Source organism: Pseudomonas sp. SORT22 (assembly GCF_018417635.1).
Taxonomy (GTDB): domain Bacteria; phylum Pseudomonadota; class Gammaproteobacteria; order Pseudomonadales; family Pseudomonadaceae; genus Aquipseudomonas.
In genome coordinates this window covers 4,818,928-4,835,667 of record NZ_CP071007.1, presented here as the reverse complement: position 1 = coordinate 4,835,667, position 16,740 = coordinate 4,818,928, and the positions used below count along the sequence as shown (strand labels likewise).

Here is a 16,740-nt window from a genome sequence, read left to right as displayed (position 1 = left end):
CCCTCACTAACAACAAGAGTTTCCCGCCATGCCAGAGCACCCGCTACAACGTTTCTTCACTTCGCAGAGGCCCAGGCCGACCTTCGAGTGGGAGCGTTACCAGCAGCGCGATGTGCTGATCATCGATCACCCGCAATGCCAGGCAGTATTCAGCCGTCAGGGCGCGCAGTTATTGCACTTCCAGCCCCAGGGCGAGCGCCCCTGGCTGTGGTGTGCGGCGCAGTGGCCGCAAGTCGGCGCCATCCGCGGCGGCGTGCCGGTGTGCTGGCCCTGGTACGGCCGACACCCCAGTGAAGACATGTGGCCGGCCCATGGCTGGGCGCGCCTGCTTGACTGGAAGCTGATCGACAGCAGTGAAGACGAAGACGGCGTGACCCTCAAGTGGCGCTTGCAGCTGTGCGACTGGCAGGTCGACCTGCTGGCCAAACTGGGCAAGCGCATGGAGCTGCAGCTCAGTACCGAACACCAGGACAGCCAGCCTTGTCAGTTGAGCCATGCTCTGCTGGCCTACTGGCGTATTAGTGACGTTTCCGAGATAGCGCTGTCTGGGCTAGAAAACATTGAGGGTTACGACCGTTTGAACCGTCAGGCCTGCCGGCAGAAGGGCGCCTTGAAGGTCCATGGTGGTTGCCAGCGGGTATTCCCCAATGCGGCGACCCTGCAGTTGCACGACCCGGCCTGGCAGCGCCAGTTGTGCATCGATACCGGTGACAGCGAGGACACCGTGGTCTGGCACCCCGGCAGCCGGCCGTTGATGGGCGTCAGTGGCAGCGAAACCCTGGGCTTCGTCTGTGTCGAGGCGGCCAGCGGCAGCAGTGACAGCCTGAGCCTGGCGCCGGGTGAGCAAGCACACCTGCGGCTGCAGGCGCACTTGCTCAGTTGAGTTCGTCGTCGATCGGGTAGCGGCTGGCGTTGAGGCTTTCCTTGATCTTGCGCAGGTGCGGCTGGAAATCGACGCCGCGGCGCAGGGTCATGCCGGTGGCCAGCACGTCGAGCACGGTCAGCTGGATGATCCGCGAAGTCATCGGCATATAGATGTCGGTGTCTTCCGGCAGCGGGATGTTCAGGCTCAGGCTGCTGGCCTTGGCCAGTGGCGAGTCGGCGGCGGTCAGGCCGAGTACCGAGGCGCCGTTTTCCCGGGCCAGGCGCGCGACTTCGACCAGCTCGCGGGTGCGTCCGGTGTAGGAGATGATCACGAACAGCTCGCCGGTGTGGGCCACCGAGGCCAGCATGCGTTGCATCAGCACATCGGCATGGGCTGACACTGCCAGGTTGAAACGGAAGAACTTGTGCTGGGCATCCAGCGCCACCGGCGCCGAGGCTCCAAGGCCGAAGAAGTGGATCTGCCGGGCCTGGATCAGCATGTCGACGGCGCGGCTGACCAGTTGTGGATCAAGTTGCTGGCAGGCACTGTCCAACGAGGCGATGGCGCTGCCGAAGATCTTTTGGGTGTAGGAGGCCGGATCATCATCGGCCTCTACCGCCCGGCTGACATAGGCGGCGCCACTGGCCAGGCTCTGCGCCAGTTGCAACTTGAGCTCGGGGTAACCGCTGACGCCGAACGAGCGGCAGAAGCGGTTGACCGTCGGCTCGCTGACCTTGGCGGCCTGGGCCAGGGCGGCAATGCTGAAGCGGGTGGCTTGCTGGGGGTTGAGCAGGATGACTTCGGCGACTTTGCGCTCAGCCTTGTTCAGCTCTTCGAGGCGGCCCTGGATCTGCTCCAGGAGGTTTCGCACGCGGTCCATGGGTGTTTTCCTTGGGTCGTTGAGACAGCCGGCTGGCGACAGCAGCGGGCTTTTGACACGGTGGCCTATCGTACTGATGGCATGGTTGGCACACCACTTGAATCTGTCCATTGAGTAAAATGTTGTGGTTTTTACTACATTATTCCTTGAAAACTGCGATTGAAAACGGTATTTCTACGTCAACTTGATAAAAGAACCAACATCATGGCTTCGATCAGCGTTGAACCCTGCACCTTTGCCCTGTTTGGCGCCCTCGGCGACCTGGCCTTGCGTAAGCTGTTCCCGGCGCTCTACCAGCTCGACCGGGCCGGCCTGCTGCACGCCGATACCCGGGTGCTGGCCCTGGCTCGCGAGCCGGGCAGTGTCGCTGAGCACCTGGCGTCGATCGAGGCGCACCTGCAGGAGTTCGTGCCTGCCGGGCAAATAGAGGCGCCGGTACTGCAGCGCTTTCTCGCCCGCCTTAGCTACCTGCACGTGGACTTTCTCAAAGCCGAGGACTACCAGGCGCTGGCTGAGCAGGTTGGCAGCGATAGCCAGCTGATTGCCTATTTCGCCACCCCCGCGGCGGTGTATGGCGGCATCTGCGAGAACCTCGACAAAGCCGGCCTCAGCGCCCGTACCCGGGTAGTGCTGGAAAAGCCCATCGGCCATGACCTGGAGTCTTCACGGCGGGTCAATGACGCTGTGGCCCAGTACTTTCCGGAAAACCGCGTTTACCGCATCGACCATTACCTGGGCAAGGAGACGGTGCAGAACCTGATTGCCCTGCGCTTTGCCAACAGCCTGTTCGAAACCCAGTGGAACCAGAACTCGATCTCCCACGTGGAGATCACCGTTGCCGAAAAGGTCGGCATCGAAGGGCGCTGGGGCTATTTCGACAAGGCCGGGCAATTGCGCGACATGATCCAGAATCACCTGCTGCAGCTGCTTTGCCTGATTGCCATGGACCCGCCCAGTGACCTCTCTGCCGACAGCATCCGCGACGAGAAGGTCAAGGTGCTCAAGGCCCTGGCGCCGATCAAGGGCGAGGGCCTGAGCACCCAGGTGGTGCGCGGCCAGTACATTGCCGGCTACAGCGAAGGCAAGCCGGTGCCCGGCTACCTGGAAGAAGACAACGCCAACGCCCAGAGCGACACCGAAACCTTCGTCGCCCTGCGTGCCGATATCCGCAACTGGCGCTGGGCCGGGGTGCCCTTCTACTTGCGCACCGGCAAGCGCATGCCGCAGAAGCTGTCGCAGATCGTCATCCACTTCAAGGAAACCCCGCACTACATCTTCGCCCCGGAACAGCGCTTACAGATCGGCAACAAGCTGATCATCCGCCTGCAGCCGGATGAAGGCATCTCGCTGCGGGTGATGACCAAGGAACAGGGCCTGGACAAAGGCATGCAGCTGCGTAGCGGGCCCTTGCAGCTGAATTTTTCCGACACCTGGCGTAGCGCGCGGATCCCCGATGCCTACGAGCGGTTGTTGCTGGAAGTGATGCGCGGCAATCAGAACCTGTTTGTGCGCAAAGACGAAATCGAATACGCGTGGAAGTGGTGCGATCAGCTGATCGCCGGCTGGAAGCAGTCGGGCGACGCGCCCAAGCCCTATGCCGCCGGTTCCTGGGGACCGATGAGCTCGATTGCACTGATTACCCGCGATGGGAGGTCCTGGTATGGCGATATCTGAACTGCAACTGCCGGCAAACGTCGCGGCACATGAATTCACTGCCCCTGCGCTGTTGGCCGAAGGCTTGGCCAAGGATGTGGCTGCTCGCCTGAATGCGGCGATTGCCGACAAGGGCCAGGCTACCTTGGTCGTCTCCGGCGGCCGCAGCCCGGTGGCGTTCTTCGCCGCACTGCTCAAGCAGCCGCTGGACTGGTCGAAGGTACTGGTGACACTTGCCGATGAACGCTGGGTACCGGTGGAACATGCCGACAGCAATGCCGGCCTGCTCAAGCGCCACCTGTTGACTGGCCCTGCTGCCAAGGCGCGGTTCCTCAGCCTCTACCGTGCTGCTGGCAGCCTTGACGCCGCAGCGCTGGAAGCCGACCAGGCCCTGGCCGAACTGCCAGGGATCGACGTTCTGGTACTGGGCATGGGCGACGATGGCCATACCGCCTCGCTGTTCCCCAACAGCCCGAACCTTGCCGAAGGTCTTGATCCGAACAGCGCCCGCCGTTGTCTGCCGATGCTGGCGCCGAGCGTGCCGCATCAACGCCTGAGCATGACCCGCGCGCTGCTGGCGAGCGCCGGTTTTACCGCCTTGTCGGTGCAAGGTGCGGGCAAACTCGCTACCCTGCGCGCCGCACTGGCGGGCAATGACCTGGCCGAGATGCCGATTCGTGCCTTCTTACAAGACCCTCTGGATATTTACTGGTGCCCATGAGCCAAGGATCCGCCGTTATGACCACGCATGAACTGAAACAGCCGGGAGCTTCCATGGCCGACAAGATTGCCCGGATCGATCAGATCTGCACCCAGGCGCGCATTCTGCCGGTGATCACCATCGCCCGGGAAGAAGACATCCTGCCCCTGGCCGACGCCCTGGCGGCCGGTGGTATCAAGACCCTGGAAGTGACCCTGCGCTCCTCCCATGGCCTCAAGGCCATCCAGGTCCTGCGCGAGCAGCGCCCCGAGTTGTGCATCGGCGCGGGCACGGTCCTGGACCGCAAGATGTTTGCCGCCGTGCAAGCGGCCGGCGCGCAGTTCGTGGTCACCCCGGGCATCACCCAGGATTTGCTCGAGGCCGGCGTCGACAGCAACATCCCGCTGCTGCCAGGTATCAGCACGCCGTCGGAAATCATGCTGGGCTATGCCCTCGGCTACCGGCGCTTCAAGCTGTTCCCGGCCGAAATCAGCGGCGGTGTAGCGGCGATCAAGGCCTATGGCGGCCCGTTCGGCGACGTGCGTTTCTGCCCCACCGGCGGGGTCAACCCGGGCAATGTGAAACAGTACATGGCCCTGGCCAATGTGATGTGCGTGGGCGGTACCTGGATGCTTGACAGCAGCTGGATCAAGAATCACGACTGGGCCCGTATCCAAGCCTGCAGCGCCGAGGCCCTGGCACTGCTGGACTGAAACCGAATTCGTTGTGTGCTACACGGCTTTGAGGTGCGCTTGGTCGGCGCACCTTTTTTTTTGCCGGTGATATTTCGATGCAGCTGGCGTTGTAGGGAAGGGCGTCCGGCTGTCGCGATTGTCGACCGCGCCGTACGGTTAAGAGGCTGCACGACTTTTAACTGAGGTGCGTTATGCAAGAAGAAGTACATGAAGCCATCGGCTTCCCGCTCAAGAGCGGGTCGTACGAAATTGAACGCTATCTGATTGGCGATCGAAATTTCAATCGAGGCTGCTGGGTGAACGGGCAGTCAATCTACGGCGAAGTCAGCTTCAAAGGGCGTAAATGGCCGACCATCAGCCGGCCGGTTTTTGCCTATCTGGCCTATGTTGATACGCGAGTGATACAGGCTACAGGCGATCAGGGCATAGAAGTCACCGCTGCCCAGGGGCATCACCTTTGGTTCTTCAAGGGCACGGCAAAAGACTGTTCCGTGGCACCGGCGATTGATCAGGTCAATGCGTTTTCCAATCTTCAAACCGGGATGAATTCCGAGCAGGCCTGGGCACCTGCACGGCCGAAAAAACAATCGTTACTCGTCCCGGGTAGTGCGACCTACTTGGTTTATCAGGTAGCACTGGTCTATGCCCATCGCGTATTCGGTGCTGCTGACACTATCGGTGGCCTGTTCAGCTCCAATCATGCGTGCGTCGTGCGCACGGGTGGGAAAAACGACTTGATACTGCTTACTTCGGTGGCAACCAGTCGGCTTTGTGCCAACGAGCAGGTGCAAGGCGCGCAGCCGCCTCTGTCCAGAGACGACCTGTTCAAATTGATACTGCTCGATAACTACTCCACGGCTGGCGATGCCCGCGCCTGGAGTTTTGATATGGACGCTCTTGTGGATCCACGAAAACGCTACTGATCAACAGGCGTACCTGGATATTACCGACGACACCCGTTTCGACAAGGAATTCACCGATGAATAAGCAACCGGAAATACGCAACTTGCCTTTCATAGAGAGCGACTACGAAATTGATCACTACTTGTTTGCAGAAGGCGCATCCAATTATGGATGCTGGGTAAATCGCGACACCGTGAAAGGGCACGTCAACTACCTGGGCTCCTCTTGGGATGTTGAGACGCGAGCCATCTTCGCCTACCTGGAATACCTCAGGCCGCTGGTTAACAAGCTCAGTGTCGAGCAGACGTTCAAAGTGACTACCCAGCAAGGGATGAGCAAAAGTTACGCAACCGCCATCTCGAAAACCTACGGCGCCGGGATAAAGTTAGGGGCGATCAGGTTGGGGGCGGAGATTACTGAGTCCAGTGTCTACGGTGAGACCTTTTCCGAGTCCAGCACTGACGAGTGTTCATTGTCGGTTCCTGCCCATGCGACGAACTATGTATATCAAGTCAACATGGTCTATGCGAACAAGATGCTGGGGGGCGGTAAGTTTAAACTGGCGGCGGACAACAATATTGTCGATCTGGTCGTTGACGAGTTTCAACGCGTAACACGCGAGGACCTGATCTTTCTCACCTCGTTTGCCACCCAGAAAATTGTCATGTTGCCTAGTGACGCGTCGATCAACCCCTACAGTTGGGAGCAGATCAAAAAGTCGGTTCTGTTTGAAGGTTACCAGCACTATAACGAAGAGCAGGGTGAAATCGGTTTCTGGAGTTTCTGACTACCTCAAAGACTGATGGCCAGCATGCCGGTCACGCCTGAAATACGGGCAAGACCGGCATAGCACTTAGAAGCTGTCGCTGGTGCTGAAGCTGCCACCACCGCTGCTGCTGGAGGTGGAGAAGTCACTGGCGCTTGAGCTTGAGCTCGAACTCGAACTGCTGGAGCCGGAGCTCGACCAGCTGAATGACGTAGAGCTGCTCGACGAAGAACTGCGCGGCACCAGGCGCCGACCACTTTGCAGCACGGTTTCCAGGGCGTGCAGGCTGAGGTCGCGGGTCATGTAATCGGTCAGCAGGCGCTCGATGCTCAAGGTCGTGTTGTAGGTGTAGTCGCTGTCCCGGTAATAGTCGGTGCGCAGCGCCCGCTCCAGTTCCTTGGCTCGCTCATAATTGTGCAGGGCGCGGTCATGCTCCTCGCGCAGCTTCGGCAAACGGTCCTGGACGTCACGCAGGCGCGGGTACAGTTCCTTGAGCTGGGCGGCGATCTTGTCGTCGTTGCTGTCCGGGGTCTTTTGTACTTCGACCAGCAGTTGCTCGATGGTTTGCGCCTGCAGGCGCTCGGTGATGTTCTGGCGGATGCGCAGGTAATGCGGGTCCTGCTTGCCGGCAAAATTGGCCAGTTTCAGGTGCTGCTCGTTGGCCCGGGCCTTGGCGGCGACGATGTGCTTGTTCAGGGTGACGTCTTCGCGGCTCAGCGGGTCCATGCCTGCGGTTGTGCGCGCCTGGGCAAGTTGCTGCTCGATTGCCTCCTGCAACCCGGCTATCAGGCTCAGGCGCTCACCTTGCAGCTCTTCGTTGCGGGTCTGCATGGCCCGCAGGATCAGCTCGTTGTTGCGGTTGCCGGCAAAGTTGACGCGCTTGGCAAGCTTGTTGTCGAGCCAGCGGTGCAGAAAGTTGTGGCGGTACTGCTCAGTGCCGTAGTCGCGCTTGAGCAGGTGGTAGTAGATCGGGTTGGCGCTGTAGGAGGGTAGCTTGTCGACGCACTCCTGGCGGATTTCCTGGTAGCCGGTATTGGCTTCAGTGTTGGCCTCTTGCGCGGCCAGCAACTGCTCGGCCAGCTCACACCAGGCCGGTTCGAGTGCCAGTTGCTGCTTGACCTGGCGGTCGATGCTTTCAATCTGGCTGCGCACCGCGTGCTGGGCGGCCAGCGACTCGGCGATATCGGTTTCGAGCCGGGCAAGTTCGGCGCGCGATTGCGCTTCGGCGTCCTGGCGTGCCTGCAGTTGCTGCAGGGTGTCCTGATCGAGGGCCGGGCGATGTTCAAGCTTGAGTGTGGCGATGTTGCTCAGGCGGGTGAGAATGTCCTGTTCCAGGCGCGCTTCCTGACTGCTCAGGGCCGACAGCAACTGCTCGGCGCTACGCAGCAAGGCCTCGCAACTGCGAGCGTTTTGCGCCACGGTGCCGGTGAGGGTAGAAGGGGTCATGTGTTCACCAGTCCATGATCATGTCAGGGTTGCCCGTGGTGCGCTGATTGAAGCGCAGGGTCAGCGAGTTGGCAGCCTTGCTGCCCATCATGCGGTTATCGACATGGCCATCGTCGAGCTTGTCCGCTTTGACCTTGAGGTATTCGGCCTGGCTGACGCGCACGGCGAACAAACGAGCCCAGCGCTGCTTGCCGGTTTCGGCGCTGGTAACCGGCACTTCAGTGCTGATGCCGCCAGCGTCGGTGGCCTCGACCACCAGGAACCAGCTCTTGCCCTTGTCGGTGTCTTCGCCGCGGTTGCAGCCGGCGGGGTCGTAGCAACGTTCGACCCCGGACTTGATCCCGGTGCGGTCGACGATCTGCACAGTCAATGGCACGGCGGCAAAGTCGAGCATCCGCTTGAGGTGCTCGAGCTGATAACGGGCCTGGAGGACGTTCTGCTCATGCAGGCTATTGTTGGCTTGTGCCAGCAGCGCTTGCAGTTGCGCGCGGTCACCGGCGGCCAGCGGCATTGCTTGCAGGCGCTGCTGCAACTGATCGCGCAGGGTGCTCTGTTCGAGCCAGTAGGCGATGCGCTCGATCTCAAGATCCAGTTTGGCCACTTGCTGGCTGGCCGCTTTGAGCGTATCGCCATCGTTAACCTGCAGCAGTTGCCGGTCAGCCGATTCGGCAAGCGCCTTGAGCGTGGGGAACGGCGTCAGGCCTTCGAGGTAGGCTGGCATCGCCAGGAGCCTGGCGAGGTTATCGCGCTGCGGGTAGATACCCTCTACCGTGGTAAAGGCTGCGCGGGCCGAGGAAACGGCCTTGCGGGCCTGCTCGATCTGCGCCTCGTGCATCGTGACCAGGTTTTTGACGTTGTCGCGGTTGGTCTTGTTGACGAACTGCGGCACATCGCTGGCAAAACTCTGGTCCAGCGGCGGCAAGGTTTGCCGGACCTGATCGAGGATGCGGCTGACGGCGGCATCGGGCTGAGCCTGCGCCTTTTGCTGCCACTGCCTGAGCTGCTCGTGCTTGAGCTGGATGTCAGCGCGCACGTCTTCATCATGGCGGCGCAGGTCACGGGCGCTGTTTTCGATTTCGACGGTAATGCCGCTGTCATGGACAATACGTGTGCACTGGGTGATCAGCGCCGCGGCGATGATCGCCAGGACCAGCTTGAACAATTGGCTGCGCGCCATCGACGCCTTGCTCAGCAGCTTTTGCCGCCAGCTCAGCGGTGGTGCCTCGAACATCAGGCGGCGGGCGAAGAAGTCACGCACGCCTTGTTCGATCAAGGCCTCATCGAAAGCGATGTTGTGGCTTTGGTAATAGGTCCGGATGCGCGCCGCAACTTCCGCGCGGCGCTTGGGCAGGTCCAAGTGTTCCTGGACCTGCATCTGCTGGTGGCGCAATTCGTCGACGAACGCCATCGCTCCGAGCTGTTCGGAGAGTGGAATACTGCTCATCAGGCCGCCTTGCTGAGCAGTGCGGCGAACTTACGCTTGGAGTCCTCGACCGCAGCGGCGATGTCGCGCGATGCGTTGCTCGACTCGGCCCGGTAGGTTTCGGTCAGGCTGTGCATGTCGTTCTGGAACGACAGCGTGGCATCGGCTAGGGCGCGAACCGAATCGACCTTGATGGTCGAGCCGTAGCTGGCCTTGACCGCAGCTTCAAGTTGCTGGTTGCCGGTAGTGCCCAGGGCTTCGAGGCCCTTGCTGATGCCATCGGTGGTGGCATTGAGGGTATGAGTGGCTTCGGCCAGGCCGCTGTTGGCGGTGAACGAGACCGCAAGGCCGGTGAGTACCACCTCGTTGGTCGAGAAGAACGAGACCATGCGTTGGTACTGGCGCTCCTTGATCACGTGCACCTGGTTGATGCGGGCGAAGACCATCTCGGCGGTGTTGTAGCCGACCTTGAGGTCGTCGGCGATGTCCTTGACGATCTGGTAGCGCTTGTCTTCATCCTGCAGGGCGCGCACGGCTTCATCGCGGCGCAGCTCAAGGGCGGAGCGCTGGGCAGGCTCGGCCGACTCGGCTGCGGCGACTTGCTGGTTGGCTTCGTTAAGCTCGACCGTGCGCTGCTCCAGGGCCTGGCCGGCAATCGCCAGCACTTGCTGGGCCTCGACCTCGGCGGCTTTCATGGCCATGCGAAAATCCAGGTAGGACTCGAGGATCACCGTCTCGCGGCTGATCTGGTCGTTGGCCGACTTGCACACTTGCAGGTAGTTGTCGCGAATGTCGTTGAAGCGGCTGGGGATCGAGCCACGGCGTACATTCATCCACGCCAGCTTGAGTTTTTCCATGCTGTCCAGGCGCCCGTCGTCCATCCAGCCGGCCATGGCGGCGGCGTCTTCGCGGATCGAGGTAAAACTCTGGGTGATGTCCATGAAGCGGGTGGAAATGTCCATGCCCTCGATCTGCTCGCGGACCATGCTGTTGAAGGCGGTGGCTTGCTGCAGCACGGCGGCGATCGAGGTGACCTTGCTGCTGTCGTATTGCGCCACACGGTCGAGCAGTACCAGTACCGGAGCGTCCTGGACCGGACGAACGAGGTTGATGCCGATGGTGCGCAGGCCGCTCAGTGCCCGCTCGAGGTAGTTGCTCATCGAGTGTCCTTTCATGATGTGCGCGCAGCGCAAGGTAAAGCGAGGAGGGGAGTATACCGGGGGTTGCCGGCAAGCTGACCGACGATTTTTATTGCACGCAAACGAAAGTGCCCGCCTCCGGAGGGAGGCGGGCACTCGGTTGCAGCTCAGTTCAGGGCTCAGGCCGCCTTGGCTGCCTGCTGGCTCAGCGAACGGTTCAGTGCACTGAACAGCGCCTTGAAGCTCGCGGTGGTGATGTTTTCATCGATACCCACGCCGTGCACCGGACGACCACCGGCCACGCGCAGTTCGATGTAGGCCGCGGCCTTGGCGTTGGTGCCGGCGCCGATGGCGTGCTCGTTGTAGTCCATGATCTCGACGGCGACCGGCAAGCCGGCCACCAGGGCTTCAAGGGCGCCGTTGCCCTTGCCGCGCCAGTGCAGGGTGGTTTCGCCTTCACCGGCAACTTCCACTTCCACCGCGCTGTGGCCGTTCTCTTCCTGCAGGCGATGGCTGACCAGCGCGTACGGCGCGTTGGCCTGCAGGTACTCGCGGTGCAGCAGCGAGTGGATCTGCTGGGCGGTCATCTCCAGGCCCAGGCGGTCGGTTTCACCCTGAACCACCTGGCTGAACTCGATCTGCATGCGCCGTGGCAGGCTGATGCCGTATTCCTGTTCGAGCAGGTAGGTGATACCGCCTTTGCCCGACTGGCTGTTGACGCGAATCACTGCCTCGTAGCTGCGGCCGATGTCGGCCGGGTCGATCGGCAGGTACGGCACTTCCCACTTGGCATCGTCTTTCTGCTGGGTGAAGCCTTTGCGGATGGCGTCCTGGTGCGAGCCGGAGAATGCGGTGTGAACCAGGTCGCCGACATACGGATGACGCGGGTGCACCGGAATCTGGTTGCACTCCTCGACCACCTTGCGCACGCCGTCGATGTCGGAGAAATCCAGCTCGGGGTCGATGCCCTGGGTGTAGAGGTTCAATGCCAGGGTCACCAGGTCGACGTTGCCGGTACGCTCGCCGTTGCCGAACAGGCAGCCCTCGACACGGTCGGCGCCGGCCATCAGGCCCAGCTCGGTGGCGGCAACGCCAGTACCACGGTCGTTGTGGGTGTGCAGGCTGATGATAACGCTGTCACGACGGTTGACGTTGCGGCCGAACCACTCGATCTGGTCGGCATAGATGTTCGGCGTCGAGACTTCGACGGTGGCCGGCAGGTTGAGGATGATCTTGTGTTCAGGCGTTGGGTTCCACACCTCGATCACTGCATCGCAGACTTCCTTGGCGAACTCGAGCTCGGTGGCGCTGAAGGTCTCCGGCGAGTACTGGAAGGTCCACTGGGTTTGTGGCTGCTGGGCGGCATATTTGACGAACAGCTTGGCCGCGTTCACGGCGATGTCCTTGACGCCTTGCTTGTCCTGGTTGAAGACGATGCGGCGGAACGACGGGCTGGTGGCGTTGTACAGGTGGACGATGGCCTTTTTCGCCCCGCGCAGCGATTCGAAGGTGCGCGCGATCAGGTCTTCACGGGCCTGGGTCAGCACCTGGATGGTGGTGTCGTCCGGGATGTGGCCATCTTCGATCAGGGTGCGAACGAAGTCGAAGTCGGTTTGCGAAGCGGACGGGAACGAGGCTTCGATTTCTTTTACGCCAACGCTGACCAGGGTCTTCCAGAAGCGCAGTTTCTTCGCCGCATCCATGGGCTCGATCAACGACTGGTTGCCATCGCGCAGGTCCGAGCTGCACCAGATCGGCGCCTGGGTGATGGTCTTCGAAGGCCAGGTGCGGTCCGCCAGGTTGACGGTCGCAAAGGCGCTGTATTTTTTCGAAGGGTCTTTGAGCATGGTCATGAAAGCAATCCTTGAATGTGCGGCCTTGAAAGGGGCCCGCCGAACGAAAACGAGATGAAAAGGCGAGGCGACGCGATTCAGCTTGGTAGTCGTGCACTGACCAGGCAGAGGCTGCGGTGTTGACGAAGCAGGATGAGGGTCTGAAAGGTTTTCATGGCTTCAACCCTAACCAGTGGGGTTAAAGATGGCAAGCCTTGCGAGAAAATTGAGATAAATGCTTAAAAAACCAGTTTTGTCGAGATTTTATGGCGATTTATAAATAAAAAGACCGCGCCAGTTGCGCGGTCTTTTTGAATGGCGCAAGCCAGGCCTCAGGGCTGGAAAGCGCCGATGAAGATCGCCGGATCGACCCGCGCATCATTGAGGCTGACGTTCCAGTGCATATGCGGGCCGGTGGCGCGGCCGGTCGCGCCGACGCGGCCAACCACGGCGCCGCGGCTCAGTTGCTGACCGGGCTTTACGTCGATCTTCGACATATGGCAGAACATGCTGATAAAGCCCTGGCCGTGGTCGACAAACACGGTGTTGCCGTTGAAGAAGTAATTGCCGATGAGGATTACCTTGCCGTTGGCCGGGGTCTTGATCGGCGTGCCGGCGGGTACGGCGAAATCCAGGCCGGCGTGCGGGTTGCGTTCTTCGCCATTGAAGAAGCGGCGCACGCCAAACTTGCTCGACAGCGGGCCGTTGACCGGCTTGTCGAGAATCAGGTTGCTCGGCAGGGTGGGGCTGAAGCTGCGGTAGGCCTTGATCTGCTCGGCCAGCTCGGCGTCGATGCGCTTGAGGTCGGCAGGGTCGGGGTTGACCTGGCGTTTGTTCTTCAAGGTGATGCGCTGTTCCGGGTACTTCTTGCTGCCCACGTTGAAGCTAAGGGTACGGCTGCCCTGGGTGAGCTGCGCGGTGCCGGGCTTTTGCGTCAGTGGCAGGCCGACGATGGCCAGCCAGGTGTCCTGTTCCCGGACCACCAGCACTGGCTTGCCATCAAAGCGCGCGCTGGGTGGCGTGGCGGCCGGGCCCAGGTCGACGACGGCGACGCCGCCGGGTACCGGCTTGTTCAGTTGGCGGGTGATGTAGCTGGCCTGGGCGCTGCTGGCGAACACCAGGCACAGGAGCAACAGCGGGGCAAATAGACGCGGCATGGTTCAGTCCAGTAAAGAGAGCGTGACCGGGGTCAGGTGGTTGTCTTCGACCCGCACCAGCAACTCGCCCTCGCCCAGGCGGGCGGTCAGGCGCTGGCCGTTGTGGGTCTGGGCGGCGTTGCGGATGGCCTGGCCGCGCTCGTCGAGCAAGATACTGTAGCCACGGCCCAGGGTCGCCAGCGGGCTGACCACGTGCAGGGTCTGGACCTGCGCCTGCAGACGCTGGCGACGGTCCTTGAGGGTCTCGCGCATGGCGCGCGGCAGGCGTTCGGCGAGGCTGTCCAGGCGCTGCTTGAGCAGGGTCAGGGTGCGCCCGGGATGTTGCGCGGCCAGGCGCGTGTCCAGGCGGGCGAGGCGCTCGCGGCGCTGATTCAGGCGCTGCTCGAAGGCGCGGCGCAGGCGCATGTCCAGGTCGTCGAGGCGCTGGGCCTGCTGGCGCAGGCGCTCGCCCGGGTGGCGCAGGCGCCGGGTCAGGCTGTCCAGGCGCAGGCGATCGTGCATCAAACGGCTCTGGATGCGTAGCAGCAGGCGGCGCTTGAGGCTGTCGATGCGCCGCTGCAGGTCGCTGCTGTCCGGGGCCAGCAGTTCGGCGGCGGCAGACGGCGTCGGGGCGCGCACGTCAGCGACGAAGTCACTGATCGAGACGTCGGTTTCATGGCCAACGGCGCTGACGATCGGCGTCTGGCAGGCGGCGATGGCGCGGGCCACGGCTTCTTCGTTGAAGCACCAGAGGTCTTCCAGCGAGCCGCCACCGCGGGCCAGGATCAGCGCGTCGAAGCCGCGACTGTCGGCCAGTTGCAGGGCGCGGACAATCTGGTTGATGGCTTCGCGGCCTTGCACGGCAGTGGGGATCAGGGTCAGCTCGACCTGCGGCGCACGGCGGCGGAACACGCTGATGATGTCGCGGATCACCGCGCCGGTGGGCGAGCTGACGATGCCGATGCGCTGCGGGTGAGCGGGCAGGGCGCGCTTGTTTTCGGCACTGAACAGGCCTTCGGCGCCGAGCTTTTCCTTCAGCGCTTCGAAGGCCAGGCGCAGGGCGCCGTCACCGGCCGGCTCGACAGTATCGAGGATCAGTTGATAGTCGCCACGGCCTTCGAACAGCGAGACCTTGCCGCGCACCTTGACCGCCAGACCGTCGCGCAGGGCCTGGCGCACCCGTGCGGCGTTCTGGCGGAACAATGCGCAGCGCACCTGGGCACCGCTGTCCTTGAGGGTGAAGTAGACATGACCGGAGGCCGGGCGGGCGAGGTTGGAGATCTCGCCTTCGACCCAGACATTGCGGAACACGTCTTCCAGCAGCACCCGGGCGCGGCCGTTGAGTTGGCTGACGGTCAGGACTTCGCGGTCCAGGCCGAGTCTTTCGAAGGGGTCTTTGATCATGGGCTGCATCATAAAGGAATGTTGCACAGGTGTCGGCATGTAGGAGCGGGCTTGCCCCGCGATGCGATCTGGCTGACCGTACCTGATCGCGGGGCAAGTCGGGTCGCCGCACCGCCGCTCCTACCGGTCCTGCATGCAGTTCAAGAATCCTTGCACCAGCGCTCCGGCATCGCGCCGATACGCCAGCGCCACGGTGCTGTTGCAGTCTTCATCGGCCAGTGTCACGAACTTCACCGTCGCCGGCGCAAGGTCCTGCATGCAGCGCGGTAGCAACGCCACCCCGAACCCGGCCTGGATCAGCTGCAGTTGTGTGGTTTTGCGCGACACCACCCGCGCAGCCCGGGGGAAGAAGCCTTCACGCGAACACAGCTGAGCAGACAGGTAGCTCAAGCCGCCACGCTGACGGTGAGGGATGGAGATAAAGGCTTCTTCATGCAACTGCGCCAGATGCACGCTGCTTTCCCCGGCCAGCCGATGATCCTGAGCCACTGCCAGTAGCAAGGGTTCCTCGAACAGCGCCTGCACACATACGTCCTCGTGCTGACGCAGCACCGGCAGGCGCAGCAGGCCCACTTCCAGGCGACCTTCGGCCAATTCCTCAAGCTGCGCCTCGGAGGACTGCTGGGCGATCTCCATGGACACCCCCGGGTTGTCATGCAGATAGCCACTGAGCCGCGCCAGCAACTGCCCGCTCAGCGGCACGGTGCTCGAGTGACTCAGGCGCAGGCTGCCGCGCACACCCTGGCCGACCTCACGGGCCAGGCGTTGGGCCTTTTCCAGGTCCACCAGCAAGGTCCGCGCCCGCGGCAAAAAGGCCTGGCCCGCAGCGGTGAGGCGCGGCAGGCGGGCGGTGCGCTCGAACAGCAGGGTGTCGAGTTGCGACTCCAGCTCCTTGACCTGACGGCTCAGCGCCGACTGGGCGATGAACAGCCGCTCGGCCGCAGCACTGAAGCTGCCGCTCTCGGCAATTTCGACGAAGTAACGCAACTGGCGGGTGGAGATCATTGTAGCTATGCCGTTTCAAGATGACTGATTAGGTAATTGCATATTAGTCGGCATGGCTAGTGGCTGGCTAAAGTTTCTACACCTCCACTGGTGAAGACCGTCATGCTTTCCACCCTGTTTGCCCAATTACCGTTTACCCCGCTCGACTGGTTGCCGATCCTGTTGGGTATTGGCGCCGCCTATGTCGTCTTCGGCATCGCCGGCTTCGGTACCGCGCTGGTGGCCGGCCCGGTGCTGATCAACTTCATGCCGCTGTCGCGGATCATTCCGTTGCTGGTGCTGCTGGATTTCGTCGCCGCCTTCGGCAACTGGTTGCCGGCGCGCAAAGACGTGGCGCGCCCGGAGCTGATGCGCCTGCTGCCATGCATGGCGCTGGGCTGCACCTTTGGCGTGGTGTTTCTGCTCAACCTCAAGTCCGACGTGTTGCTGTTATTGATGGGGCTGTTTATCAGCGCTTATGCCCTCTACAGCCTGGCGGTGAAGGTCAAGCCGGCGCAGCTGTCGGCGGCCTGGTCGGTGCCGATGGGGGCGGCGGGCGGCCTGTTCGGTGCCTTGTTCGGCAGCGGCGGCTTTCTCTATGCGCTCTACCTCAACGCCCGGTTGCCCTCCAAGGAGCAGGCGCGGGCGACCCAGAGCGCGCTGATCAGTTGCAGCACTGTGGTGCGCCTGAGCCTGTTCCTGATCGCTGGCGTATATGCCGACCTGCCGCTGTTGCTACTGGCCCTGTGCCTGGCGCCGATGATGCTGGGCGGTGTGTACCTGGGCCGGCGCCTGACCCTGAATATGTCGCGTGAGACCTTCGTGCGCCTGGTCACCTGGCTGGTGCTGGCCAGCGGCATTGCCCTGATCGGCCGCTACCTGAGTGAGGTAAACTGGCATCTTTGAACCTGTTT

General features: G+C 62.2%; 15 protein-coding genes. 7 read left to right on the top strand and 8 right to left on the bottom strand.

From position 1 onward, the window contains the following. Positions 1 to 28: 28 nt before the first annotated feature. Positions 29 to 883 carry a D-hexose-6-phosphate mutarotase gene (locus tag JYG36_RS22150; RefSeq protein WP_213602304.1) on the top strand — a complete coding sequence of 285 codons (855 nt, stop codon included), beginning with the start codon at positions 29 to 31 and terminating at the stop codon, positions 881 to 883. On the opposite strand, the gene hexR is transcribed toward JYG36_RS22150, so the two are convergent. After that, positions 876 to 1,736 carry a DNA-binding transcriptional regulator HexR gene (gene hexR, locus JYG36_RS22145; protein WP_176794343.1) on the bottom strand — a complete coding sequence of 287 codons (861 nt, stop codon included), beginning with the start codon at positions 1,734 to 1,736 and terminating at the stop codon, positions 876 to 878. The genes JYG36_RS22150 and hexR overlap by 8 nt on opposite strands. Positions 1,737 to 1,949: 213 nt before the next feature. Here hexR and zwf point away from each other — a divergent pair, with 213 nt between their 5' ends. The 5 genes from zwf (at position 1,950) to JYG36_RS22120 (ending at position 6,483) form a co-directional block, all read left to right on the top strand. Further along, positions 1,950 to 3,419, top strand: coding sequence for a glucose-6-phosphate dehydrogenase (gene zwf / locus JYG36_RS22140; protein WP_195885756.1), 1,470 nt, complete (start codon positions 1,950 to 1,952; stop codon positions 3,417 to 3,419). Further along, positions 3,406 to 4,119 carry a 6-phosphogluconolactonase gene (gene pgl, locus JYG36_RS22135; protein WP_213602302.1) on the top strand — a complete coding sequence of 238 codons (714 nt, stop codon included), beginning with the start codon at positions 3,406 to 3,408 and terminating at the stop codon, positions 4,117 to 4,119. The genes zwf and pgl overlap by 14 nt, the downstream gene beginning before the upstream one ends. Positions 4,120 to 4,136: 17 nt before the next feature. After that, complete coding sequence (locus JYG36_RS22130; protein ID WP_213602300.1) at positions 4,137 to 4,811, top strand: bifunctional 4-hydroxy-2-oxoglutarate aldolase/2-dehydro-3-deoxy-phosphogluconate aldolase; 675 nt, start codon at positions 4,137 to 4,139, stop codon at positions 4,809 to 4,811. A gap of 173 nt (positions 4,812 to 4,984) precedes the next feature. Further along, positions 4,985 to 5,716, top strand: a complete 732-nt coding sequence (locus JYG36_RS22125) for a monalysin family beta-barrel pore-forming toxin (protein ID WP_213602298.1) — start codon at positions 4,985 to 4,987, stop codon at positions 5,714 to 5,716. 56 nt (positions 5,717 to 5,772) lie between these two features. Further along, positions 5,773 to 6,483, top strand: coding sequence for a monalysin family beta-barrel pore-forming toxin (locus JYG36_RS22120; protein ID WP_213602296.1), 711 nt, complete (start codon positions 5,773 to 5,775; stop codon positions 6,481 to 6,483). A 66-nt stretch (positions 6,484 to 6,549) separates the two neighbouring features. Here JYG36_RS22120 and JYG36_RS22115 read toward each other — a convergent pair whose 3' ends face one another. From JYG36_RS22115 to JYG36_RS22085, 7 genes are all read right to left on the bottom strand, one after another. Continuing rightward, entirely contained in the window at positions 6,550 to 7,908 is a 1,359-nt protein-coding gene (locus JYG36_RS22115) for a coiled-coil domain-containing protein (RefSeq protein WP_213602294.1), read from the bottom strand. A 4-nt stretch (positions 7,909 to 7,912) separates the two neighbouring features. Beyond that, a complete protein-coding gene (locus tag JYG36_RS22110) occupies positions 7,913 to 9,352 on the bottom strand; it encodes a DUF6384 family protein (RefSeq protein ID WP_213602291.1) in 1,440 nt (479 codons plus the stop codon). Continuing rightward, on the bottom strand, positions 9,352 to 10,491 hold the full coding sequence (locus JYG36_RS22105) for a hypothetical protein (RefSeq protein ID WP_045196463.1): 1,140 nt from the start codon (positions 10,489 to 10,491) through the stop codon (positions 9,352 to 9,354). The genes JYG36_RS22110 and JYG36_RS22105 overlap by 1 nt, the downstream gene beginning before the upstream one ends. Before the next feature lie 158 nt (positions 10,492 to 10,649). Continuing rightward, positions 10,650 to 12,323 carry a 2-isopropylmalate synthase gene (gene leuA / locus JYG36_RS22100; protein WP_093387016.1) on the bottom strand — a complete coding sequence of 558 codons (1,674 nt, stop codon included), beginning with the start codon at positions 12,321 to 12,323 and terminating at the stop codon, positions 10,650 to 10,652. Positions 12,324 to 12,634: 311 nt separating this feature from the next. After that, on the bottom strand, positions 12,635 to 13,459 hold the full coding sequence (locus JYG36_RS22095) for a M23 family metallopeptidase (RefSeq protein WP_093387011.1): 825 nt from the start codon (positions 13,457 to 13,459) through the stop codon (positions 12,635 to 12,637). 3 nt (positions 13,460 to 13,462) lie between these two features. After that, positions 13,463 to 14,842, bottom strand: coding sequence for an exodeoxyribonuclease VII large subunit (xseA, locus tag JYG36_RS22090; RefSeq protein ID WP_213602289.1), 1,380 nt, complete (start codon positions 14,840 to 14,842; stop codon positions 13,463 to 13,465). A 120-nt stretch (positions 14,843 to 14,962) separates the two neighbouring features. Next, entirely contained in the window at positions 14,963 to 15,847 is an 885-nt protein-coding gene (locus JYG36_RS22085) for a LysR family transcriptional regulator (RefSeq protein ID WP_213602287.1), read from the bottom strand. Positions 15,848 to 15,949: 102 nt separating this feature from the next. Between JYG36_RS22085 and JYG36_RS22080 the strand changes: the two genes are divergently transcribed. Next, positions 15,950 to 16,732, top strand: a complete 783-nt coding sequence (locus JYG36_RS22080) for a sulfite exporter TauE/SafE family protein (RefSeq protein ID WP_502937491.1) — start codon at positions 15,950 to 15,952, stop codon at positions 16,730 to 16,732. The last annotated feature ends 8 nt before the right edge of the window (positions 16,733 to 16,740 follow it).